The organism is Pseudomonas sp. PI1, from assembly GCF_000812405.1.
Taxonomy (GTDB): Bacteria; Pseudomonadota; Gammaproteobacteria; order Pseudomonadales; family Pseudomonadaceae; genus Pseudomonas; species Pseudomonas citronellolis.
In genome coordinates this window covers 1-22,189 of sequence record NZ_JWMC01000040.1, presented here as the reverse complement: position 1 = coordinate 22,189, position 22,189 = coordinate 1, and the positions used below count along the sequence as shown (strand labels likewise).

The 22,189-nt window shown below is 68.8% G+C and carries 18 protein-coding genes; 14 read left to right on the top strand and 4 right to left on the bottom strand.

Going from position 1 to position 22,189, the window contains the following annotated elements; translation table 11 throughout:
• Window positions 1-185 precede the first annotated feature (185 nt).
• Window positions 186-674, bottom strand: coding sequence for a carboxypeptidase-like regulatory domain-containing protein (locus RN02_RS13765; RefSeq protein WP_052267734.1), 489 nt, complete (start codon window positions 672-674; stop codon window positions 186-188).
• A gap of 54 nt (window positions 675-728) precedes the next feature.
• Window positions 729-2,276 carry a nitric oxide reductase transcriptional regulator NorR gene (gene norR / locus RN02_RS13760; RefSeq protein ID WP_043314983.1) on the bottom strand — a complete coding sequence of 516 codons (1,548 nt, stop codon included), beginning with the start codon at window positions 2,274-2,276 and terminating at the stop codon, window positions 729-731.
• Between the two features lie 156 nt (window positions 2,277-2,432).
• Between norR and hmpA the strand changes: the two genes are divergently transcribed.
• From hmpA to RN02_RS13745, 3 genes are read left to right on the top strand one after another with little or no spacing between them, the layout of a single operon-like run.
• Window positions 2,433-3,614 (top strand): NO-inducible flavohemoprotein, encoded by a 1,182-nt coding sequence (hmpA, locus tag RN02_RS13755; protein ID WP_043314982.1) that lies wholly within the window; start codon window positions 2,433-2,435, stop codon window positions 3,612-3,614.
• 55 nt (window positions 3,615-3,669) lie between these two features.
• The gene (locus RN02_RS13750) at window positions 3,670-3,927 is read left to right on the top strand and encodes a hypothetical protein (RefSeq protein WP_009618692.1); all 258 of its coding nucleotides are present in this window, start codon (window positions 3,670-3,672) and stop codon (window positions 3,925-3,927) included.
• The gene (locus tag RN02_RS13745) at window positions 3,914-5,104 is read left to right on the top strand and encodes an NnrS family protein (protein ID WP_043314981.1); all 1,191 of its coding nucleotides are present in this window, start codon (window positions 3,914-3,916) and stop codon (window positions 5,102-5,104) included. Before RN02_RS13750 ends, RN02_RS13745 begins: the two co-directional genes overlap by 14 nt.
• A gap of 716 nt (window positions 5,105-5,820) precedes the next feature.
• Here RN02_RS13745 and RN02_RS13740 read toward each other — a convergent pair.
• Window positions 5,821-6,900 (bottom strand): hypothetical protein, encoded by a 1,080-nt coding sequence (locus RN02_RS13740; RefSeq protein WP_043314980.1) that lies wholly within the window; start codon window positions 6,898-6,900, stop codon window positions 5,821-5,823.
• 152 nt (window positions 6,901-7,052) lie between these two features.
• Between RN02_RS13740 and RN02_RS13735 the strand changes: the two genes are divergently transcribed.
• From RN02_RS13735 to RN02_RS13720, 4 genes are read left to right on the top strand one after another with little or no spacing between them, the layout of a single operon-like run.
• On the top strand, window positions 7,053-7,361 hold the full coding sequence (locus tag RN02_RS13735) for a PepSY domain-containing protein (RefSeq protein WP_009618698.1): 309 nt from the start codon (window positions 7,053-7,055) through the stop codon (window positions 7,359-7,361).
• Window positions 7,361-7,666, top strand: coding sequence for a PepSY domain-containing protein (locus tag RN02_RS13730; protein ID WP_009618699.1), 306 nt, complete (start codon window positions 7,361-7,363; stop codon window positions 7,664-7,666). The genes RN02_RS13735 and RN02_RS13730 overlap by 1 nt, the downstream gene beginning before the upstream one ends.
• Window positions 7,666-8,343 carry a response regulator transcription factor gene (locus RN02_RS13725; RefSeq protein WP_009618700.1) on the top strand — a complete coding sequence of 226 codons (678 nt, stop codon included), beginning with the start codon at window positions 7,666-7,668 and terminating at the stop codon, window positions 8,341-8,343. The genes RN02_RS13730 and RN02_RS13725 overlap by 1 nt, the downstream gene beginning before the upstream one ends.
• Complete coding sequence (locus RN02_RS13720; RefSeq protein WP_043314979.1) at window positions 8,340-9,662, top strand: sensor histidine kinase; 1,323 nt, start codon at window positions 8,340-8,342, stop codon at window positions 9,660-9,662. The genes RN02_RS13725 and RN02_RS13720 overlap by 4 nt, the downstream gene beginning before the upstream one ends.
• 15 nt (window positions 9,663-9,677) lie before the next feature.
• Here the strand turns inward: RN02_RS13720 and pabB are convergent, their stop codons facing one another.
• A complete protein-coding gene (gene pabB / locus RN02_RS13715; protein WP_043314978.1) occupies window positions 9,678-11,027 on the bottom strand; it encodes an aminodeoxychorismate synthase component I in 1,350 nt (449 codons plus the stop codon).
• A 354-nt stretch (window positions 11,028-11,381) separates the two neighbouring features.
• On the opposite strand from pabB, the gene RN02_RS13710 reads away from it, so the two are divergent.
• The 7 genes from RN02_RS13710 to RN02_RS13680 all read left to right on the top strand — a co-directional run bounded on the left by RN02_RS13710 (window position 11,382) and on the right by RN02_RS13680 (window position 22,014).
• On the top strand, window positions 11,382-13,913 hold the full coding sequence (locus RN02_RS13710; RefSeq protein WP_236695186.1) for a LuxR C-terminal-related transcriptional regulator: 2,532 nt from the start codon (window positions 11,382-11,384) through the stop codon (window positions 13,911-13,913).
• A 1-nt stretch (window position 13,914) separates the two neighbouring features.
• Window positions 13,915-16,635 carry a helix-turn-helix transcriptional regulator gene (locus RN02_RS13705; RefSeq protein ID WP_043314977.1) on the top strand — a complete coding sequence of 907 codons (2,721 nt, stop codon included), beginning with the start codon at window positions 13,915-13,917 and terminating at the stop codon, window positions 16,633-16,635.
• 230 nt (window positions 16,636-16,865) lie between these two features.
• Window positions 16,866-17,330, top strand: coding sequence for a DUF6160 family protein (locus RN02_RS13700; protein WP_009618705.1), 465 nt, complete (start codon window positions 16,866-16,868; stop codon window positions 17,328-17,330).
• Window positions 17,331-17,404: 74 nt separating this feature from the next.
• Window positions 17,405-18,166, top strand: a complete 762-nt coding sequence (locus RN02_RS13695; protein WP_009618706.1) for a C39 family peptidase — start codon at window positions 17,405-17,407, stop codon at window positions 18,164-18,166.
• 45 nt (window positions 18,167-18,211) lie between these two features.
• Complete coding sequence (locus tag RN02_RS13690; RefSeq protein ID WP_009618707.1) at window positions 18,212-19,216, top strand: transporter; 1,005 nt, start codon at window positions 18,212-18,214, stop codon at window positions 19,214-19,216.
• Window positions 19,217-19,234: 18 nt separating this feature from the next.
• Window positions 19,235-20,833, top strand: coding sequence for an outer membrane protein transport protein (locus RN02_RS13685; RefSeq protein WP_043314976.1), 1,599 nt, complete (start codon window positions 19,235-19,237; stop codon window positions 20,831-20,833).
• A gap of 11 nt (window positions 20,834-20,844) precedes the next feature.
• Window positions 20,845-22,014, top strand: a complete 1,170-nt coding sequence (locus RN02_RS13680) for a MalM family protein (RefSeq protein ID WP_043314975.1) — start codon at window positions 20,845-20,847, stop codon at window positions 22,012-22,014.
• Window positions 22,015-22,189: the final 175 nt, after the last annotated feature.

Sequence of the window (22,189 nt, the reverse complement as noted above, 5' to 3'; positions counted from 1 at the left end):
GTGATACGACGAATCCGGCTGAAGAAGCGCTTTTGCTGGTTTCGTGGTGCTCGCCGGTTTTTGGCGGGAAGGAAAAGTGGAACCCTTGAACAGTTCCAAGAGGTGGCCTTCAGATCATCAGTGGGCAATTGCAACCGCCCATTGTACCCACTTTGCCCGCCGCCCGGGCACACCCCGTCGGCGGCTCAGCGCGTCAACTCGACCTGGACTTCCTCGCCCTCGCGCAGCGTCAGCGGCGCCATGACGGTGGCGCCCACCGTGGTCGGTCCATTGGCGCCGGTGGTTTCCCAGGTCACTTCGCAGCTCAGGTAATAGCGCCCCGCCGGCACCTGGGCGAAGCTGAAACGGCCCTCGGCGTCGGCGCGCACCGTGCGGGTGTAGATCTTCGCCCGGGCGTCGGGCTCGCCTAGCGGCCGCCGCTCCTGGTAGGCCTTGTACAGCGGCGCCATGTAGCGCGTCGCCGGGATCAGCGCCACGTCCTTGCCGGCCGCCGGCTTCAGGGTGCCGGCGCGGGTCTTGAGGAAGGCGCGGCCGTCGATCCTGCCGTTGCCGTGGACCGCCAGCGTCTGGTACTCGGCGCTGGTGAACTCGCCGAAACTCAGTGGCCGGCCCTGGTTGGGCGAGATGCAGCCGGCCAGGGCGAGGCCGAGCAGGGCGACGAACAGGTGGCGCATGAAGGCTTCTCCGGGGCATGGGCTATGCGTCTGCAAAGATAGCCCAGGCCCGGCTCACTTGAGGTCCAGGCGCCTGGCCAGGCGGTTCAGGTTGGCCCGGTCCACCCCCAGTTCGCGGGCCACGGCCGCCCAGTTGCCGGTGTGGCGCTGCAGGCTGGCGGCGATCAGCTGGCGCTGGAAGTCGTCCAGCGCGGTGCGCAGTTCGATGCCGGGTTTGGGCAGTTCGCGGGTGGGTGCTGTCTTGCCGGCTTCCGGCAGGTGCAGGCCCTGTTCGAGGCCGAGGTCGTCGAGCTCCAGGGTGAGGATGCGCGGGCGTTCGGGGCTTGAGGCCAGGGCCTTGAGCGAGGCGCGGCCGATCAGGTGTTCCAGTTCGCGCACGTTGCCCGGCCAGAGGTAGCCGAGCAGGGCGGCCTGGGCCTCGGCGCTCAGGCGCAGGCTGCGCAGGCCCAGGCGCGGGCGGTTCTGTTCGAGGAAGTAGCCGGCCAGCAGCAGGATGTCGTTGCCGCGCTCGCGCAGCGGCGGCACGCGCAGCGGGTAGACGCTCAGGCGGTGGTAGAGGTCGGCGCGGAAGCGCCCGGCGCGCACTTCCGCGGCCAGGTCGCGGTTGGTGGCGGCGATTAGGCGCACATCTACGCGGTGCTCGCGGTCCGAGCCCAGGCGCTGCAGTTGGCCGCTCTGTAGCACGCGCAGCAGCTTGGCCTGGATCGCCAGGGGCAGCTCGCCCACTTCGTCGAGGAACAGGGTGCCGCCGTCGGCCAGTTCGAACTTGCCGCGGCGCTCGCCCACCGCGCCGGAGAAGGCGCCGCGCACGTGGCCGAAGAGTTCGCTCTCCACCAGGGTTTCCGGCAGCGCCGCGCAGTTCAGGCTGATCATCGGCTGGGCGTGGCGCAGCGAGCGCTGGTGGATGGCCTGGGCCACCAGTTCCTTGCCCACGCCGGTCTCGCCGGTGACCAGCACGCTGAGGTCGCTGCCGGCCACCAGCTTGATCTCGTCCACCAGTTGGCGGTGCGCCGGGCTCTGCCCGACCAGTTCGCGCGGGGCCTCGCCGGCGGCGCGCTGGTAGGCGTCGGCGCGCTGCTGCTCGTGCTCGGCGCGCAGGGTGAGGTCGAGCATGCGCTGGCTGGCCTTCACCGTGGCAGCCGCCAGGCTGGCGAAGGCCTGCAGGTTGTCCAGGTCGCCGCTGGAGAAGCGCCCGGGCTCGAGGGCGTCGAGGGTCAGCAGGCCCCAGGGCTGCTCGTCGAGGTACAGCGGGCAGCCCATGCAGTCGTGCACTTCCAGGTGCACGCCTTCCACCAGGCCGTCGTAGGGGTCGGGCAGGCCGCAGTTGGCGTCGAACAGGGTGGGGCCGGGGCGTTCCAGCAGGGCCTGCAGGCGCGGGTGTTCGGCGATCTTGAAACGGCGGCCGAGGGTGTCCGGGCTCAGCCCGTCCACCGCCAGGGGCACCAACTGCTCGCCTTCCAGGCGCAGCAGGGCGCTGGCGTCGCAGGGCAGCAGTTCGCGCAGGGCTTCCAGCAGGCGCCGGTAGCGTTCTTCGTCGGGCAGTTCGCGGGACAGGTCGTCGACCAGGGGGAGCAGGGTGGCAAGCAAGGGGTTGCTGGTCATTCTGACCTCTATGTAGTCCGTATGACTCGAATGATTGCTGGTCATTATGACTTCTGACGCCGCGGAAGTCCCGCGAATACTGGTCGCCGGCCTTGGCACGTTTTCTGAAGGATTACAGGCAGTTCCCACCCTGTCTTGCGTTCCAAGGAGATCCGCATGCTGTCCAACGAACAACGCACCCTGATCAAGGCGACCGTCCCGCTGCTGGAAACCGGTGGCGAAGCCCTGACCCGGCACTTCTACCAGCTGATGCTGACCGAGTATCCGCAGGTGCGTCCGCTCTTCAACCAGGCCCACCAGGCTTCCGGCGACCAGCAACGGGCCCTGGCCAACGGCGTGCTGATGTACGCCCGCCACATCGACGAACTGGAGCGCCTCGGCCCGCTGGTGGGGCAGATCGTCAACAAGCACGTGTCGCTGCAGATTCTGCCGGAACATTATCCCATCGTCGGCGCCTGCCTGCTGCGCGCCATCCGCGAAGTGCTGGGCGAGGAGATCGCCACCGACGAGGTGATCGCCGCCTGGGCCGCCGCCTACCAGCAACTGGCCGACATCCTGATCGGCGCCGAGGAGTCGGTATACGCCCGCAATGCCGCCGAAGAGGGTGGCTGGCGCGGTGCGCGGCGCTTCCGCGTGGCGCGCAAGGTGGCCGAGAGCGAGGAAATCACCTCCTTCTACCTGCAACCGGTGGACGGCGGCGCGCTGCTGGACTTCGAGCCGGGCCAGTACATCGGTCTGCGCCTGGACATGGATGGCGAGGAAGTGCGCCGCAACTATTCGCTGTCGGCCCCGGCCAACGGCCGCGAGTACCGCATCAGCGTCAAGCGCGAGCCCGAGGGAAGGGTTTCCAACTACCTGCACGACCAGGTCCGGGAAGGCGACGAGATCGACCTGTTCCCGCCGGCCGGGGACTTCGTCCTGGGCGACAGCGACAAGCCGCTGGCGCTGATCACCGCGGGCGTCGGCATTACCCCGTCGCTGGCCATGCTGCAGCAGGCGCTGGACGCCGGCCGCGTGGTGCACTTCATTCACTGCGCGCGCCACGGCGGCGTGCACGCCTTCCGCGAGTTCATCGAGAACCAGGCGCGCAAGCACCCGACGCTGCTGCACTTCTTCTGCTACAGCGAGCCGCGCGAGCAGGACCAGGCCGATGCCGAGGGCTTCATCAGCCAGCAGCTGCTGAGCAACTGGCTGCCGGAGCAGCGCGACCTGGACGCCTACTTCCTCGGGCCCAAGCCGTTCATGGCCCAGGTGAAGCGCCTCCTGCGCGAGCTGGGCGTGCCGGAAAAGCAGTGCCACTACGAGTTCTTCGGCCCCGCCAGCGCGCTGGAGGCCTGAGGCTAGACCGGCCGGCCCATGCGGGCCGGCCACCCCGAACTACCGGAGGTGTGTGATGAAAGGCTTCTTCGCCTGTCCGCAACGCAATCTCAGCCATTCCAATGCCCTGCTCAGCGCGGGGGCCGCTATGCTGCTGGGAGGCATCTTCGGCGCCTATTTCATCGACGCCTTTCTCAACCTGCCGCAATTGGTGGCCGCCCACGCCCTGACCGTCCTCGGGCCGACCGCCATCAAGCTGGGCTACGTGCTGCGCCTGATCGCCCAGCGGCAGATGCGCCAACCAGGCTGGGAGGTCTGTTGTGCTGTTGGTTGATCGCAAGGTTCTATTGGCGATTCCGCCGCTGTGGCGGCTGGGTTTCCGTCCTTTCTTCCTCGGCGGGGCGCTGTTCGCGGCGCTCGCCATATTCCTCTGGCTCGCCGCGCTGGCCGGCTGGCTGCCCGCGTGGCAGCCGCTGGGCGGCTGGCTGGGCTGGCACCGCCACGAGATGGTGTTCGGCTTCGCCCTGGCGATCATCGCTGGCTTCCTGCTCACCGCAGTGCAGACCTGGACCGGCCGCCCGGGCCTGAGCGGCGCGCCGCTGCGCAACCTGGCCCTGCTCTGGCTGGCGGCACGGCTGGCCTGGCTGCTGGGCGCGCCCTGGTGGCTGGCCACGGTGCTGGAGCTGGCCTTCCCGCCGGCCCTGGCCTGGTTCGTCGGCCGCAGCCTCTACCAGGTGCGGCAGACGCGCAATTACCCGGTGCTGATGGTGCTGGTCCTGCTGACCCTGGCCGACGCCCTGGTCATGGCCGGACAGGCGCTGGGCAACGAGGCCTGGCAGCGTGGCGGCGTTCTGGCTGCGCTGTGGCTGGTGGTGGCGCTGATGAGCCTGATCGGCGGGCGGGTGATTCCCTTCTTCACCCAGCGCGGCCTGGGACGTACCGCCCAGGTGCCGGCCTGGCCGTGGCTGGACTGGGCGCTGCTGCTGGGTGGCGCACTGCTCGCGGTGCTCAGCGCCACCGGCCCGGCGTTGCAACCGGGGCCTGTGCTGGCGCTGCTCTTCGGCCTGCTCGGCCTGGGCCACCTGGTGCGTCTGGTGCGCTGGTACGACCGCGACCTGTGGAGCGTGCCGCTGCTGTGGTCGCTGCACCTGGCCTATGCCTGGATGACCCTGGCGCTGTTCGGCCTGGCGGCTTCCGCGGCCGGTGCGGCGCTGCCCTCCAGCTTGCCGTTGCACGCGCTGACCGTGGGCGGCGTCGGCGGGCTGATCCTGGCGATGATCGCCCGCGTCAGCCTCGGCCACACCGGCCGCGCGCTGCAGCCGCCGAAGGCGATGGCCTGGGGCTTCGGCCTGCTCAACCTGGGCGTGGTGGCGCGGGTGCTGGTGGTGTGGTGGCTGCCGTTGGGTGGCCTGCTTCTGGCGGCGCTGTGCTGGTCGCTGGCGTTCCTGATCTTCGCCGGGTACTACGGGCCGATGTTGTGGAAGGCCCGGATCGACGGGCAGCCGGGGTAGGGGATTCATCTGTGGGGCGTGTGCGGGCTCGGCCCATCGCGGACGGAGTTCGCTCCTACGTACGTGCTTCCCTGTTGAGCCTGGCGCGGCTTTGATGGCGGCTCCGTGCTTGGCAGCGAGCGGGATATGGCCAAGGTCAAACGGCGGATAACGCCGTAGGCGTTATGCGCCCTACGCCAAGCCCAGCATGGACGTAGGGCGAATAACCGTTCGCGGTTATCCGCCGCTACACCTTCCTCGCCGGCCGCTGCATGGCTGAACTTGGCGCGGCTTTGACGGCGGCTCCGTGCTTGGCAGCGAGCGGGATTATGGCCAAGGTCAAGCGGCGGATAACGCCGTAGGCGTTATGCGCCCTACGCCAAGCCCAGCATGGACGTAGGGCGAATAACCGTTCGCGGTTATCCGCCGCTTCACCTTTCTTGCCGGCAACTCCGTGGTTGAACCTGGCGCGGCTTTGACGGCGGCTCCGTGCCCGGCAACGAGCGGGATTATGGCCAAGGCCAAGCGGCGGATAACGCCGTAGGCGTTATGCGCCCTACGCCAAGCTCACCATGGACGTAGGGCGAATAACCGTTCGCGGTTATCCGCCGCTACACCTTCCTCGCCGGCCGCTGCATGGCTGAGCCTGGCGCGGCTTTGACGGCGGCTCCGTGCTTGGCAGCGAGCGGGATTATGGCCAAGGTCAAACGGCGGATAACGCCGTAGGCGTTTGCGCCCTACAGCGGCACCAACCTTTCCCCCAGGCGTCCGCCGTCGACCAGTTCGAGGAACTCGTCGCCCATCCGCCGGCTTTCGTCCATCGCCTTGTTCCAGTAGCGCTCGCGGCCGGCGTCGTCGCCCAGGTAGCGCTTGAAGTCCTTGCGGTCCGGCAGCTTGTTGTGCGGCAGGCGTGCCAGGTACTCGGGGGAGGGCGCGAGCAGCAGCACGTCCTGCAGGCGGGTAGCGTCGCCGCGGCGCCAGGGCAGGCCCTTGTCGAACCAGCCGGGGATGACCTTGTCGGTGAAGTGCGGGTAGAGCACCACGCCGTCGGTCTCGTAGGGCAGGTCCAGGTGGTAGTCGAGCAGGCCGCCGTCGCGGTAGGTGCCCGGGCCGGCGCCGGGGATGTCGCGCACGCCCTGCATGACCATCGGGATGGAGCCGGAGGCGAGCAGCGCATGGCGCAGGTTGCCGACGTCCAGCGGCAGGCAGCGCGAGGGGAAGTCCCGCAGCGGCGCCAGCGGCGGGGTCAGGCGCGCGTCGTGGAGGATCACCCGTTCGAAGTGGCGGTGCAGGTGGCGGCGGCCGAGCAGGTTGTCGCGGATCACCGCGCCCAGGCCCAGGCCGAGCGCGCGCTTGCCGTCGTCGGCCAGGCGCCCGTGGCTCTTCACCACCACCACGTTGAGGCGGTAGTGCGGGTTGGCCAGCACGCTGGCGTCCTGCCCGGCGAGCAGGTCGTCGAGCATCCGCGTGCAACTGGCCGAGACCTCGGCTATGTCCGCATTGCGCGAGAAGCGCTGCTGCGCGTACAGCTCGCCCAGGCGGCGGATGCCGGCGGCGGCGTCCGCCAGGCAGGCGCTGGCGAAGCGCCAGGAGCCGATCGAGGCGCCGATCAGCGAGCGCTCGCGCGGCGCGCGCGGCAGCCATTCGCCGAACAGCGCCAGGTCCAGCCCCTGGATGCCCAGCGCCTTCGGCCCGCCGGCGGCGCCGGGCAGGATGCCGACGTCGGCGGGGCTCAGGCCGCGCTCGCGGATGCGCCGCAGGGCGCGGGCGCCGGCCTTGAGGGTGAGGGCGGGGGACTTGATGTGGATGGCGGTCATGGGGGCACTCTCTGGCGAGCCGCCGATTATAAGCGCTGTATTTTCCTAGGCAGCATCCTTCATCCGGTGAATGATCCGTCCTGCATCCATTCAGCTTGAGTTAATGGCCTTTCGATAGCCTGCGAGCATTGGCAATTCGCAGGAGCCTTCCCATGCAAACCCTCACCCGTCTGATCGCCGCCACCGCTCTTTTCGGCGCCTCCAGCCTGGCGCTGGCCCACGACATCGGCCCCGACGAGGCCCTGCGCCTGCGCGACGCCGGCACCATCCAGGACTTCCAGCGCCTGAACCAGGCCGCGCTGGCCAAGCACGCCGGCGGAACCGTGTACGATAGCGAGCTCGAACTGGAACACGGCCGCTACCTGTACAAGGTCGACATCAAGGACGCCCAGGGGGTGAAGTGGGATGTCGAGCTGGACGCGGTGAGCGGTGAAGTGCTCAAGGACCGCCAGGACCACTGATGACCTATCCTCTGCGTTACGCGCTGCTCGTCGCGGTCTGCCTGGCCGGGGCGGCGTCGGCCCACGACATCAGCCAGGACGAGGCCCTGCGCCTGACCCGCGAAGGGGTGATCCGCCCCTTCGAGTCGATACTGCCGGCCGCGCTGCAGCGCTACCCCGGCTCGCGCCTGCTCGAGGCGGAGCTGGAGAAGGAGCACGACGCCTACATCTACGAGATAGAGCTGCTCACCGCCGGCGGCGTGGTCCGCGAACTGGAACTGGATGCCCGTGACGGGCGCATCCTCAAGGATAAGGAAGACGACTGATGCGTCTGCTGCTGGTGGAGGACCACGTCCCCCTCGCCGACGAACTGCTGGCCGGGCTGAGCCGCCAGGGCTACGCCGTGGACTGGCTGGCCGACGGCCGCGACGCCGCGGTGCAGGGGGCCAGCGAGCCCTACGACCTGATCATCCTCGACCTCGGCCTGCCGGGCCGCCCCGGCCTGGACGTGCTGCGCGAATGGCGTGGTCTGGGCCTGGCCACCCCGGTGCTGATCCTCACCGCGCGCGGCTCCTGGGCCGAGCGCATCGACGGGCTGAAGGCCGGCGCCGACGACTACCTGACCAAGCCCTTCCACCCCGAAGAACTCTTCCTGCGCATCCAGGCCCTGCTGCGCCGCGCCCACGGCGTGGCCAACCAGGCCCAGCTGGAGGCCGGCGGCCTGCGCCTGGACGAGGCGCGCCAGTGCGTGCAGCAGGATGGCCGCGAGGTCGACCTGACTTCCGCCGAGTTCCGCCTGCTGCGCTACTTCATGCTCCACCCGGGCCAGCTGCTGTCCAAGTCGCACCTGGCCGAGCACCTCTACGACGGCGAGACCGAGCGCGACTCCAACGTCATCGAGGTGCACATCAACCACCTGCGCCGCAAGCTCGGCCGCGAGATCATCGAGACCCGCCGCGGCCAGGGCTACCGCTTCGCCGGCAGCAGCGGGGGCGCGGCTTGATCTCGATCCAGCGGCGCCTGGGCTTCGGCCTCGCCGCGGTACTGCTGGTGGTCGGCCTGGCGCTGGCCCAGGCCGGGCTCTGGCTGTTCGACCAGGGCCTGCGCCGCTACCTGGCCAGCGGCCTGCAGGACGAGGCGGAAAGCCTGCTGGTGGCGATCATTCGCGGCCCGGCCGGCCTGCAGCTGGACCCGCAGCGCGTCGACGGCGCCTACGAGCGGCTGTTCTCCGGGCGCTACTTCCAGATCCACTTCGAACAGACCGACTGGCGCTCGCGCTCGCTGTGGGACCACGAGCTGAAGGTGCCGGAGCGCACGGGCCTGCGCGAAGGCCTGGCCAAGGGCCCGGAAGGCCAGCGCCTGCTGGTCTTCCGCGGCGACTACAAGCGTTACGGGCGCAGCCTGCGGATCAGCGTGGCGCAGGACTACACGCCGATCCTCAAGAGCTTCAACCGCCTGCGCAACATCGGCCTGGGCGCCGGGGCGCTGGCGCTGCTGCTGATCCTGTTCCTCCAGCGCCTGACGGTGCGCCGCGCGCTGCGCCCGCTCGAACAGGTGCGCCAGCAGATCGCCCAGCTGCAGGACGGCCAGCGCAGCCAACTGGACACCCGGGTGCCGCAGGAACTGGAGCCGCTGGTGGAGCAGGTCAACCACCTGCTGCAGCACACCGAGGAAACCCTGCGCCGCTCGCGCAACGCCCTGGGCAACCTCGGCCATGCGCTGAAGACGCCGCTGGCGGTGCTGATCAGCCTGGCCGAGCGCGAGGAACTGCGGCAGCACCCCGAGCTGAAGCGGGTGCTGCAGGAGCAGCTGGAGCAGATCGACCAGCGCCTGGCCCGCGAACTGGGCCGCGCGCGCCTGGTGGGCGAGGCGCTGCCCGGCGCGCATTTCGACTGCGACGCCGAGCTGCCCAGCCTGCGCGAGATGCTCCAGCTGATCCACGGCGAGCACCTGCGCATCACCTGCGAGGCGGCGCCCGGCCTGCGCCTGCCGTTCGACCGCGAGGACCTGCTGGAACTGCTCGGCAACCTGCTGGACAACGCCTGCAAGTGGGCGGCCGGTGAGGTGCGCCTGCAGGTGGAGAAGCGCGAGGACGGCTACCGCCTGCTGGTGGACGACGACGGCCCGGGCATCGCCGAGGAACTGCGCGACAGCGTGCTCGAGCGCGGCACCCGCCTGGACGAGCAGGTGGCCGGCCACGGCCTGGGCCTGGGCATCGCCCGCGACATCGCCGCGGCCTGCGGCGGCAGCCTGGCGCTGGAAGGCAGCGAACTGGGCGGCCTGCGGGTGCGGGTGGCCCTGCCGAGGCGGGCTGCGGCATAGCGCTCTGCGCGGCGCTCAGTCGCCGAGGCGTTCCAGGGTGCGCAGCAGCACGTCCACCTTGGTCAGCGACTCCGCGTATTCCGCCTCCCAGTCCGAATCGGCGACTATCCCGCCGCCGCCCCAGCAACTGGCCTGGCCGTCCTTCACCAGCAGGGTGCGGATGGTGATGGAGCTGTCCAGCTCGCCGCGCACGTCCAGGTAGAACAGGCTGCCGCAATAGATGCCGCGGCGGCTCGGCTCCAGCTCGTCGATGATCTGCATGGCGCGGACCTTGGGCGCGCCGGTGATGGAGCCGCCGGGGAAGCTGCCCAGCAGCAGGTCGAGGGCGTCCTTGTCGGCGGCCAGCTCGCCGGTCACGCTGCTGACCAGATGGTGCACGTTGGGGTAGCTCTCCAGCGCGAACAGTTCCGGCACCCGCACCGTGCCGGGCGTGCAGCTGCGCCCCAGGTCGTTGCGCAGCAGGTCGACGATCATCAGGTTCTCGGCGCGGTCCTTGGGGCTGGCCAGCAGTTCCTCGGCGTTGGCCGCGTCCTCCGCGGGCGTGCGGCCGCGCGGGCGGGTGCCCTTGATCGGGCGCGTCTCCACCTGGCGCCGGTGCATGCGGATGAAGCGCTCGGGCGACAGGCTGAGGATGGCGCCCTCGCCCAGGCCCAGGTAGCCGGCGAAGGGCGTCGGGCAGGCCTCGCGCAGGGCCAGGTAGGCCAGCCAGGGCGAGCCGCTGCAGGGGGCGCGGAAACGCTGGGTGTAGTTCACCTGGTAGCAGTCGCCGGCGAGGATGTAGCCTTGCACCCGCTCCAGGGCCTGGCGGTACTGCTCGCGGCTCAGGTCCGGCCGGAAGCCGGCATGCAGGCGGAAGGGCGGCAGCGCCGGCGCCGCCGCGTCGGCCTCGAACAGCGCCAGCAGGCGCTGGCGCTCGGCGGCTTCCAGGCGCGGGTGGAACACCAGTTGGCTGGTGCCACGCTGGTGGTCGGTGACCAGCGCCCAGGCGTACAGGCCGACCCGCGCATCGGGCAGGCCGAGGTCGTCCCGGCTGTGCTGCGGCAGGCGTTCGATGCGCCGTCCCAGGTCGTAGCTCAGATAACCGATCATTCCGCCGACGAATGGCAGGTCCGGAATTTCCCCCGCGTCGGCCTGTCCGAGGCTCTGCAACGCCGTGCGCAGGCGGACGAAGAACGCCTTGGCCGATTCGTCGGCACTTGGCGCCAGTTCTGCCAATGGCCAGGCGCTCATAAGGTCATAGCGTCCACGGTCGGCGCCAGGCCTGCCGGCGTCCAGCAGCACGGCGCCGGGCGCCTGGGCGATGCGGGCGAAGCGCGCCGTCGGATCCTCCCGGTAGGGGAGCGGGTGTACACAATAGCGGGACATAGGTAGGAACAGGAACCCTGGGCTAGGCTGAGAGCCATTCCTGCGCACGCCCGAAGAGTCGATGCTAGAGCCCTTCTCTTCGGTTTACGCAAGGTAAGCATTCTGATAAGAATTGGATTATCCCGCGGAAGCCATGCTCCGTACCACAACGATAATGAAACAGGGATAGAGGCCGTGGACGTAGTGCTAAAAACCGCAGCCGGCAGCCTTCTGCGTACCAGATCGACACCCCCCGGGGTGCCTGCCGAATACCAGTACCGCCCCCAGCTCCAGGCTGCCCTGGAGCGTTCCGCCCATCATCGCGTCCTGCTCTTCAGCGCCCCCGCCGGCTTCGGCAAGAGCGCCGCGCTGGCCATGCTCGCCGAGCGCCGCGAAGCGCAGGGGCAGAAGGTGGTGTGGCTTTCCCTGGAAGGCTCCGACGACGACCCGGGGCGCTTCTGCGGCAAGCTCACCGAGGCTCTGGCCGCCAGCCTGCCGGACGTCGGCCGGGACGCCGCGGCCTACCTGCACAACACCCTGCGGGTGCCGGCCGTGGCGGTCATGGAGAGCCTGCTTTCCGACCTGTTGCGTGTCGACGTGCCGCTGCTGCTGGTGCTCGACGACCTGGACCGGATCACCCAGCCGGACATCTTCGCCGGCCTCAACCGCCTGGTGCAGTACGCCCCGCCGGGCCTGACCCTGGCCATCGGCAGCCGCTCGCAGCCGCCGCTGAGCCTGGCCACGTGGCGGGCCAAGGGCCTGCTGCTGGAAGTGGGGGTGGAAGAGCTGCGCCTGTCCCAGGAGCAGACCCGCGAATACCTCAGCGGCGAGGGCGTGGAACTCGACGAGGCCTGCCTGAAGGCCGTGTACGCCCGCACCGAGGGCTGGGTGATGGGTGTGCAGCTGTTCGGCCTGTGGCTGCGCCAGCCGCCCGCCGGCGCCCAGCGCGACCTGGCCGAGCTGGGCGGCGGCCCCGCCGAGGTCGGCGACTACCTGCTGCGCAGCGTCTTCGAGCGCCTGCCCCGGGACATCCGCGACAGCCTGCTGACGCTCAGCGTGGCGAGCCGCTTCAACGGCGAGCTGGCCAACGCCCTGACCGGCCGCCAGGACGGCCAGGCCCTGCTGGAGCGCCTGGACAGCCTGCAACTGTTCCTCATGCCGCTGGACCGCGAGCGCCACTGGTACCGCTTCCACCAGCTGTTCGCCGACTTTCTTCGCGCGCACCTGCGCGAACGCGAGCCGGAACGCTTCAAGCAACTGCACTTCAACGCCAGCCTGTGGTTCACCAACCACCACATGCCGACCCTGGCCATCGAGCACGCCTGCCTGGCCGAGGACCCGGAGATGCTCGCCGCCCTGGTCGACGGCTACGGCCTGGAGCTGATCAACCGCGGCCAGCTGTACCTGATCTCACGCTGGCGCCGGCAGGTGCCCGACGAGATCGCCGCGCGCTACCCGATTCTGGTGCTCAGCGACGTCTGGACCCGCGCCAGCGAACTGAGCCTGCCTGAGGCCAACCGCATGCTCGACGAGCTGCTGGCGCGCTGGAGCGACGGCAAGCCGCAGACGCCGATGGGCGACCAGTACCTCTCGGCGCTGGCGGTCAAGGCCGTGCTGGCGCTGCAGAAGGACGACCTGGAGCAGTGCATCGCCCTGGCCCGCCGGGTGGAGAGCCAACTGGGGCAGAACTCGGCCTTCCTCGAATGCGCCATCCTGCTGGTCGCCGCCTTCGCCCAGGTGATGCACGGCCAGCCGGAGCAGGCGCGCCGCCTGATGGGCCTGGCGCAGCAGCGCAACCATTTCCTCGACGGCCGCTACCTGCACATGCAGCTGTCCACCATCGAGGTGATGCTGGCCCTGGAGCAGGGCCAGGTGAAGCAGGCGCAACTGCTGGTGGAGCGCGTCAAGCAGCAGGCCGTGCCGCTGTTCGACCGGCGTTCCCAGGCGCTGGCCCTGCCGGCCATCACCGAGGGCCTGACCGCCTACTACCGCATGGACGTCGACGGCCTGGAAGAGCGCCTGCGCTGGGCGCTGGGGCGCGTCGACGTGATCAACCCCATCGACCTCTACGCCCAGGGCATGCAGTGCCTGGCGCGGGTGCAGCGCCTGCAGGGGCGCGGCAAGGAGGCCCTGGCGACTCTCGGGCTGATGCAGAGCCTGGCCTCGCGCAACCATTCCTGGCGCATCTTCGCCATGGCCGTGGGCGAGGAGATCAACCTGATCCTTCAGGAGCCGGCGGCCGACCGCTGCAAGCGCGCCGAGCAGCGCCTCAACGGCATCGACTGGCAGAAGCTCGCCGCCTCCTACCGCCAGGGCCCGTTCAACCCGGTGCTCTGGGTGCGCGGCCTGAGCCGCGTGCGCCTGTTGCAGGCGCGCGGCCATTTCAGCGAGGCGCTGCACGAGATCACCCAGCTGCGCGGCCTGCTGCAAGCCAACTGGCACGGCCTGCAGCGCCTGCGCCTGGACCTGCTGGCGGCGCTCAGCTACCAGCGGCTGGGCTACCAGGAGCGCGCCAACAGCCTGCTCGGGCAATGCCTGGTGGGCGCCGAGCGCGAAGGCGTGCGCAGCCTGTTCATCGAGGAAGGCGAGGGCATCCGCCAGATGCTCCAGCAACTGGAGGCCACCGAGCGCCAGCCGGCGCTGCAGGTGTTCATCCGCAGCCTGCTGGGACTGTGGCCCGGCCAGGAAACGCGCAAGGCACAGGACGTGCTCGAGGAAGGGCTGACCGACCGCGAGCGGGAAGTGGTGTGCCTGGCGGCCCAGGGGCTCTCCAACGAGGAGATCGGCCAGCAGCTGTCGCTGGCCCTGGGCACCGTCAAATGGCACCTGCACAACATCTACGAGAAGCTCAAGGTGCGCAATCGGACCCAAGCGATTCGCCGCGCCCGCGAGCTGAGCCTGCTCTGACATGACCACACTCAACTCCCAGCAGCCGCCCCTGCCGCTGCTGCGCACCAAGCTGTTCCCGCCGCGCACCGACGGCGCCCTGCTGTTGCCGCGGCGGGCGCTCATCGACCGCCTGTTCGCGGCGCGCCAGCAGCGCGCGCTGATCCTCAGCGCGCCGGCCGGCTTCGGCAAGAGCACCGTGCTCAGCCTGTTCCGCGAGCGCCTGCTGGCCAGCGGCGCGCTGGTGGCCTGGCTGTCCTGCGACGAGGGCGACAGCGAGCCGCAGCGCCTGCTGCAGTACCTGGTGGAGAGCATCCGCAGCGTGGTCCCCGGCTTCGGCGTCAACACCTCGAACCTGCTGCAGTCGGACATGACCCTGCCGCTGGAAGGGCTGCTGGATGCCTTCCTCGCCGACCTCAAGCGCATCGACGGGGCGCTCTACCTGTTTCTCGACGACTTCCACCAGATCCGCCACCCGGCCCTGCAGCCGGGGGCGCGCTACCTGATCGAGCACCTGCCGGACAACGTGCGCCTGGTCACCAGCACCCGCTACCGCCCGCGCTTCCTGGTGGACGAGCCGGCGCTGGCGCCCTGGGCCTTCTGCCTCAACGGCGCCGACCTGCGCCTGACCCGCGAGGAAGCCGACACCTACCTGCTGGAGCTCAAGGGCCTGCAACTGGACGACGCCGAGCTTGGCCTTTTGTACAAGCGCACCGAGGGCTGGATCACCGCGCTGCACCTGGCCGCCCTGGCGCTGGCCCGGCACAGCGACCGCGAGGGCTTCCTGCGCGGGCTGTCGGGCACCGAGCGGGACATCGCCGACTACCTCGCCGAGGACGTGCTGGCCAGCCTGCCGCCGGCGCTGCAGCAGTTCCTCGACCAGACCTCGGTGCTCGACGAGTTCTGCGCCGAGCTGTGCAACGCCCTGACCGGGCGCCGCGACGGCCTGGACATGCTCATGCGCCTGCAGAACGAGCAGCTGTTCATCATTCCCCTGGACGATACGCGCGAGTGGTTCCGCTACCACCACCTGTTCGCCGACTTCCTCCAGGGGCGCCTGGCCCGCAGCGCCGACCCCACGGCGCTGCTCAACGCCGCCGCGCGCTGGTGCGAAAGCCGCGACATGGCCGACCGCGCCGTGCGCTACGCCCTGCGCGCCCGCGACTACGCCTTCGCCGCCGACCTGCTGGAGCGCCAGGGCGCGCGGCTGATCGCCGGCAACCGGGTGTACAGCATCCTCGGCATGCTCGGCGGCATTCCCGCCGAGGTGATCCGCGAGCATCCGGTGTTCCAGATCTTCTACGCCTGGCAACTGGCCTTCGAACAGAAGTTCGCCGAGGCCGAGGCGCTCATCGAGGAACTCAGTGCCCGCCTGCTGATGGGCCAGGGCAAGGCGCGCAACTTCGGCCTGGCCGAGTTGCTGGCCGTGGCCCAGGTGCTCAAGGCCCTGGTGCTGCTGTACCAGGACAAGCTGGAGGCCAGCCTCAAGGTGTCGCGCCAGTGGCTGGCGCTGGTGCCGGCCAACCAGCCGGTGTTCCGCGCCAGCCTGGCCTGCATCCTGGCCGCGGCCCACGCGCTGCTGGGCGACTACGCCGAGGCCGCCGGCGCCATCGGCGTGGCCCGCGAGTGCCTGCGCATGGCCGACAGCGAGTACCTGCAGGTGGTGGCGAGCATGATCGAGGCGCTGATCTGCAAGGAGAGCGGCGAGCTGGAGCGCGGCCGGACCATCGCCGAGGGCGCGCGCAGCCGCGTCGAGCGCGTGTTCGGCCGGCGCAGCCGGGTGGGCGGGCCGCTGGCCCTGGCCTACGCCGACATCCTCTACGAGCAGGACCGCCATGCGGCCATCCTCGCCGAACTGCCGCTGGCCACCACCTGGCGCGACGTGGCCACGCCCATGGAGCTGATTAGCCGCGGCCAACTGGTGATGGCCAAGGCGCGCTTCTTCGCCGGCGAGGCCGAACAGGGCCTGGCCCAGCTCGACGAATGGCTGGCCGGCCTGCAGTCGCCGGGCTACGAGCGCGTCTACGCGCTGGCCATGGGCTGCAAGGTGCAGCTGCTGCTGTGGCTGCGCCGGCCGAACGAGGCCGAGCGCGTCTGCCTGCAACTGGCCCGGCACCTGTCGGGGCTCTCCGCCGAGCGCTATGCCGATGCCCAGGCTGCGCTGGCCCTGGCCGAGGCGCGGGTGGCGTTGTCCGAGCGGCGCGCCGAGCGCGCCCAGCAGCGACTGGAATCGGCGCTGGCGGCGAACGCTTCGCCCTATCAGCGCGACCGGCGGTTGCGTCTGGCCTTGTTACTTTCTGTGGCGTATTGGCAGAAAGGTAACAGCGAAAAGGCCTTCGCCCTGTTCGCGCCCACCCTCGAGGAAGCCTGGAACCAGGGCTACCGCCGGCTGTTCCAGGACGACGCCATCTGGCTGCTACCGTTCTGGGACGCCTGGCGCGAGGCCGAACCCAAGCGCGCGGCGGCCTGGCAGGGGGTGGCGGAACTGCTCCGCGAACAGTGCCGCAGGCTGTCCGTCGACCCGGCAGGTTTCGAGGAAAATCAAGATGTTAGCCACCGCGAGCGGGAAATCCTGCGGCTGGTGGCGGCCGGGCTTTCGAACCGCGACATCGCCCAGGCGGTGCATCTTTCGGAGGCCACCATCAAGTGGCACCTGCACAACCTGTTCGCCAAGCTGGGGGTGCGCAGCCGCACCCAGGCGGTACTCAAGGGCAAGAGCCTGGGGTTGCTCAGCGAAGCCTGAGGCGAACGGCGTTTCCGGCTCCATCCCTTGGATGGGCTGGCAGGTGGGGGGTTGCCCAGTAGCTTGGGAAACAGGACGCGAAGCCTGGAGCTTCACGAATCCATGCCCGCGGCACCTAGGGAAGACGGCGCGGGTCTGGAGGGTCGGCTTGGCCGGCCAACCTGCAGCGGGGCAGGACGCCCCCTGCAGTGCCCTGGGGCAACCCACCTGAACACTGGAGAGAAACAAGAATGAAAAAAATCAAACAACTGGTTCTTGCAAGTGCTGTTCTGGCCGCTCCCTTCCTGGCCCATGCCGATCTGAAATCCATGGACGACAGCGCGCTCGCCGGCGTGACCGGCCAGGACGGCATCAGCATCGCCGGTGACTTCAAGGCGAGCATCGGGGCGGTGGTCTACACCGACAAGATCGACGACACCAAGTCCGGTTCCCTGCGCCTGGAGAACATCACCCTGACCGGCCCGGGCGGCACCGCCCTGAAGATCGACGATGCCAACCCGCTGACCGTCGACGTGGTCACCACCAAGATCGGCACCGCCGACACCCAGCAACTGGCCCTGGGCCTGCCGGGCATGACCGGCGACGTCTCGGTGGGCGCCATCAAGGTGGGCGACACCAGCGCCGCCAGCATCGGTTCGCTGACCGTTTCCAACCTGAACATGGCCGGTTCCCAGGTTCGCATCTGGGGCCACTGATCCATCGGTCGTGTGACGCGTATCCCCTTGCCGGCCCGTGCCGGCAAGGGTTCTTCCAGGAGAGAGGAGAGGGGATGTTCGAGATACTGCTGGGAAGCCTGCTCGGCCTGTTCGGTTTCACCCAGACGGTGGATACCCAACCGCAACCCCGGGGCACGGTGAACATCACCCAGCAGCTCACGCCCAACGGCCCCTTCCGCGAGGCCGTGCAACTCGAACCCATGAGCCAGGTGCAGTTCCGCAACGTCATCCGCCAGGCCTACGACTACAGTTGCGGCTCGGCGGCGTTGACCACCCTGCTGGACTACTACCTGGGCCGCGACCTGCAGGAACGCCAGGTGATGGAAGGCCTGCTGAAGTACGGCGAGGCCGACAAGATCGTCCAGCGCCGCGGCTTCTCGCTGCTGGACATGAAGCGCTACGCGGCCGCGCTGGGCTACAGGAGCGGCGGCTTCCGCGCCGAATTCTCCGACCTGGATTCGCTGGAACACCCGGCGCTGGTGCCCATCCACTACGGTGGCTTCAAGCATTTCGTGGTGGTGCGCGACGTCTACAACGACCACGTCTTCGTTGCCGATCCTGCCCTGGGCAACATCAGTTTCACCCGCAGCCGCTTCGAGGCGATCTGGGACCAGAACGTGCTCTTCGTCATCTACCCGAGCGGCCAGGAGCCGAAGAACGCCCTGGCCCTGAAGGAGCAGGACCTGCGCCTGGTGGACGACCGCACCGTGAGCCTGCTGGCCTTCCGCGAGTTCCCGGAAATGAGCAAGTTCACCAGCAACCGGATGATCGAGGCCGCATCCAAAGGCGACGTGCAGTTCATACGCAGCAAGTGATCGACGTTTCATCCTTCCATAAGAACAAGACCAGGGGATTGCATCATGAGATTCAGGGGGTATGCGTGCGCCGCCATACTGGCCTTGCTGGCGTCGGGCCCGGCGCCGGCCGAGGAAGGCTCGGTCGACCAGGCGCGCGACGCGCTGGCCAAGAAGGCCGACGACGCCGACAGCGCCAAGGCTCTGGAAGAGGTGTTCCAGGCGGCGGAGAAGAGTTACACCCTGCTGAAGAAGGGCGAGCGGACCCTCACCTACGGCCTGGACTACTCGATGATGCGCGACACCCGCATCCAGCAGGTGCGCACCGGCGACAGCGTGTACAGCGTGCTGGCGACCAGCGAGGCGCAGCACACCTTCACCAACTCCTTCACCTTCGACTACGGCATCTGGGACAACCTGACCTTCAGCCTGCGCCTGCCCTTCGTGGCCAAGTACGACACCGAGAGCGACGTCCACGCCTACAGCCTCGGCGACATTTCCGCGACCCTGCGCTGGCAGCCCTGGGCAGCGATGCGCGGTCGGCCGGTCACCACCTTCTACGCCACCCTCGGCCTGCCCACCGGCGACAGCCCGTTCGACATGAACCCGGACAAGGACGTGTCCACCGGCAACGGCTACTACAGCCTCGGCGTGGGCGCGAACATGTCCTACGTGATCGACCCGGTCGTGCTCTACGGCTCGCTCGGCTACACCTACAACCTCAAGGTCGACAACATCCACCAGAACCAGTATGGCGAGGAGCTGAACAAGGTCACCCCGGGCGACACCCTGAACTTCGCCATGGGCATGGCCTACGCGCTGTCCTACGACGTGTCCCTGGCCACCTCCTACCAGATGGCCTACCAGATGAAGAGCCGTTACCACTTCGACACCCGCACGGTGGAGGCTCCCGAGCAGACCAGCGCGGTCATGAACTTCTCGCTCGGCCTGCGCACCTCGCCTGACTACATCGTCAACGTGAACGCCGGCTTCGGCTTGACCGAAGACTCACCGGATATCTTGCTGGGGGTTTCCCTGCCCCTGGATATCAAGGGCCTTAAGCCCGACTAAACGGCGAGCGGAGTTCCCATGACGAAGCGCATTTCGCCACTTCTGCTGGCGATGGCAGGGGCGGGGCTTGGCTGGATTCTGCCGGCCCAGGCCCAACTGGCCAACGACATCACCATCGGCAACCCCAAGGCGATGGCCCTGGGCAACGCGGTCACCGCCGATTCCACCGGCATCGACGCCGTGCACTACAACCCCGCGGCGCTGACCAAGCTCAAGGGCCGGCAGACCACGGTGAAGCTGGTCAGCGGGGTGATGGACATCCGCGCCGGCTTCCACGCGCCGCCGAACTACGGCGAGAGCACCTTCGGCGTGTCCGACGACCCGGTGGCCAACTCCCACAGCCGCACCATGACGCCGACCATGTACCTGCCGGGCCTGGGCGGCATGACCGACGTGCCCATGCTGGTGGCGCCCCTGGCGGGCCTGTCGATCAACCCGCCGGGCTCAAAGTTCACCTTCGCCACCAACGTCTACACGCCCCAGGCGCTGGGCTACTCGCGCGACTCGGACGGCGACCCGGGGCGCTACGACGGGCGCCGCGTGTCGCTGCAGCGGCTGACCTACTTCTCGCCCTCGGTGGGCTACCAGATGAACGACACGCTGTCCTTCGGCCTGTCCATCGGCTTCTCGCACCAGGCCATGGCCCTGGACACCGACTTCCGCAACCCGGGCCTGCTCACCGGCCTGTTGCAGACCCTCCACGACACCACCTGCGTGCCCGGCGCGCAGGAGATCGTCGAGCTGGTGTTCAACGTCTGCGGCGGGCGCATCGGCCCCTACGACACCCTGGCCAACCTCAAGCTGGACATGCAGCAGACCCTCTCGCCCAGCTACAACCTGGGCGTGCTCTGGGAGCCCACCGACTGGTTCGCCTGGGGCGCGGTGTACCAGAGCGAGTCGCGCATGAAGCTCAAGGGCAAGTACCGGGTGGACTACACCAAGGACTGGCAGGGCTTCTGGTCGGGCCTGCAGAACTCGGTGTTCGGCGCCTTCCTCAGCCCGCTGTTCCCCTACGGCAACGCCGAGGAGGAGCACGGCGTGGCGACGCTGAAGATGACCAACCCGGACAACTTTTCCACCGGCATCAAGCTGCGCCCGTTCGATGACTGGCAGTTCAACTTCGACCTGAAGTGGAGCGGCTACAGCGACTGGAACAACCTGGAGATCGAGTTCGACAGGGAACTGGACCTGCTGCGCATCGCCAAGAACTTCGCCCCCAACGGCGCCACCGACCACAGCATCATCCTCGACCGTGGCTACCGCGACACCTGGAGCTACGCCATGGGCGTGCAGTACGACGTCAACGACCGCCTGCAGCTGCGCGCCGGCTACGAATACCGGCCCTCGGCGATCCCCAAGAGCAAGGTCGACGCGCTGGTGCCCATCGGCGACGCCGACCTCTACGGCCTGGGCCTGGGCTACCGCTGGGACAAGGACACCAACATCGACCTGGGCTTCAACTACTTCGTCTCCAAGCAGAGCATCAAGGCTGGGCAGAGCTGCAACCTGACCTGCACCGGCATCGACAACCTGGTCTACAACCCCTATGCCGGCATGGATGTACACACCACGGTGAAGGCCTATATCTTCGCCCTGACCTACAACACCACCTTCTGAGGAGCGGCCCGATGCAGCGTTCCCGCCACCTGTTCCTCTGCCTGCTGGCCACGGCGGCCGCGCCGCTGCCGGCGCTGGCCGACGCCGGGCGCTACCTGTCGTGGATCGACGACAACGGCCAGGTGCACAACACCTTCGTCGACGCCGGCTACGGCCAGCAGCAGCGCCAGGCGGCCAGGCGCATCGACCAGAGCGACCGCGCCCGCCTGCGCGACGACGGCGGCACCCTCTGGCCCGGCAGCGCGCCGGCGGGGGAGAGCAAGCGCCGCTACTTCACCTGGGTGGACGGCCAGGGCAACCTGCAGAACAGCTTCTACGCCGGCAACCAGGTGCCGGCTGGGCGCGGCGACTACGTGCTGCCCAACGGCGACCACTCCTCCGAGTACATCGACGCCGAGGCCTACGAAGACAAGGGCTTCGTCCGCAGCGAGAACGGCAACCCGTACTACACCTGGGTCGACGAGCAGGGCCGCATGCACAACTCGCCGATCACCGCCCAGGACCGCGCCGACGGCATCCGCCGCAACCAGATCGCCTTCACCGAGGGCCGTGAAGTGCAATTCAAACAGCGCCCACAGGCCCTGCCGGGGCTGGACGGCAGCGGCGAGCAGAGCGACGCCATGAAGGCCCTGCTCAAGGGCAGCGGCAAGACCCTTAACGATCTCTACCAGGACCTGCAAAGGCGCTGCTGCGAGCAGATCGCCGAGGGCGAGTTCACCGAGCTGAACGCCGACGAGCCGCGCTACGAGGAGCTCAACAAGTTCTCGCCGAGCTTCGACTTCCCCATGGGCAAGAGCTACTACGTGGCCATGAAGCTGCCGGCCTCGCAGCAGGTCTACGGCCTGCGCGTGCGCAGCTTCTCCAACCACCAGGTGGTCTACCCCTCGCTGCTGTTCCTCGACGAGCGCAAGCGCCCGACACGCCTGGTCAGCGACGCGGTCTACAAGCTCAACCCGGAAACCTGGTACCGCTACGCCTTCATCGAAGGCACGGTACCGGTGCGCGCCAACCAGGGCGAGCGCTACGTGCTGCTGCTGACCACCGACGAGGACCGCGCCCTGCAGACGCTGGACAACAAACCCTACAAGCGCCCGCTGGAAAACCTGGCGGTGAACGAGGAGGGGATGAAGGTGCGGCAGCATGCCGACCAGGGTGGGTTCGAACTGGCGGTGGTGCGCTGAGCGTCACCGGATAGCCCGCTGCGGGCGGTTGGTCGATCGCGGACGGAGTCCGCTCCTACGCCCGTGCTTCCCTGAACCGTAGGATGGGTTGAGCTTGCGATACCCATGCTGCCGTGGTGATGGGTATCGCTTCGCTCAACACCATCCTACGAAAAGCCGTGCTTCCTGGAACCGT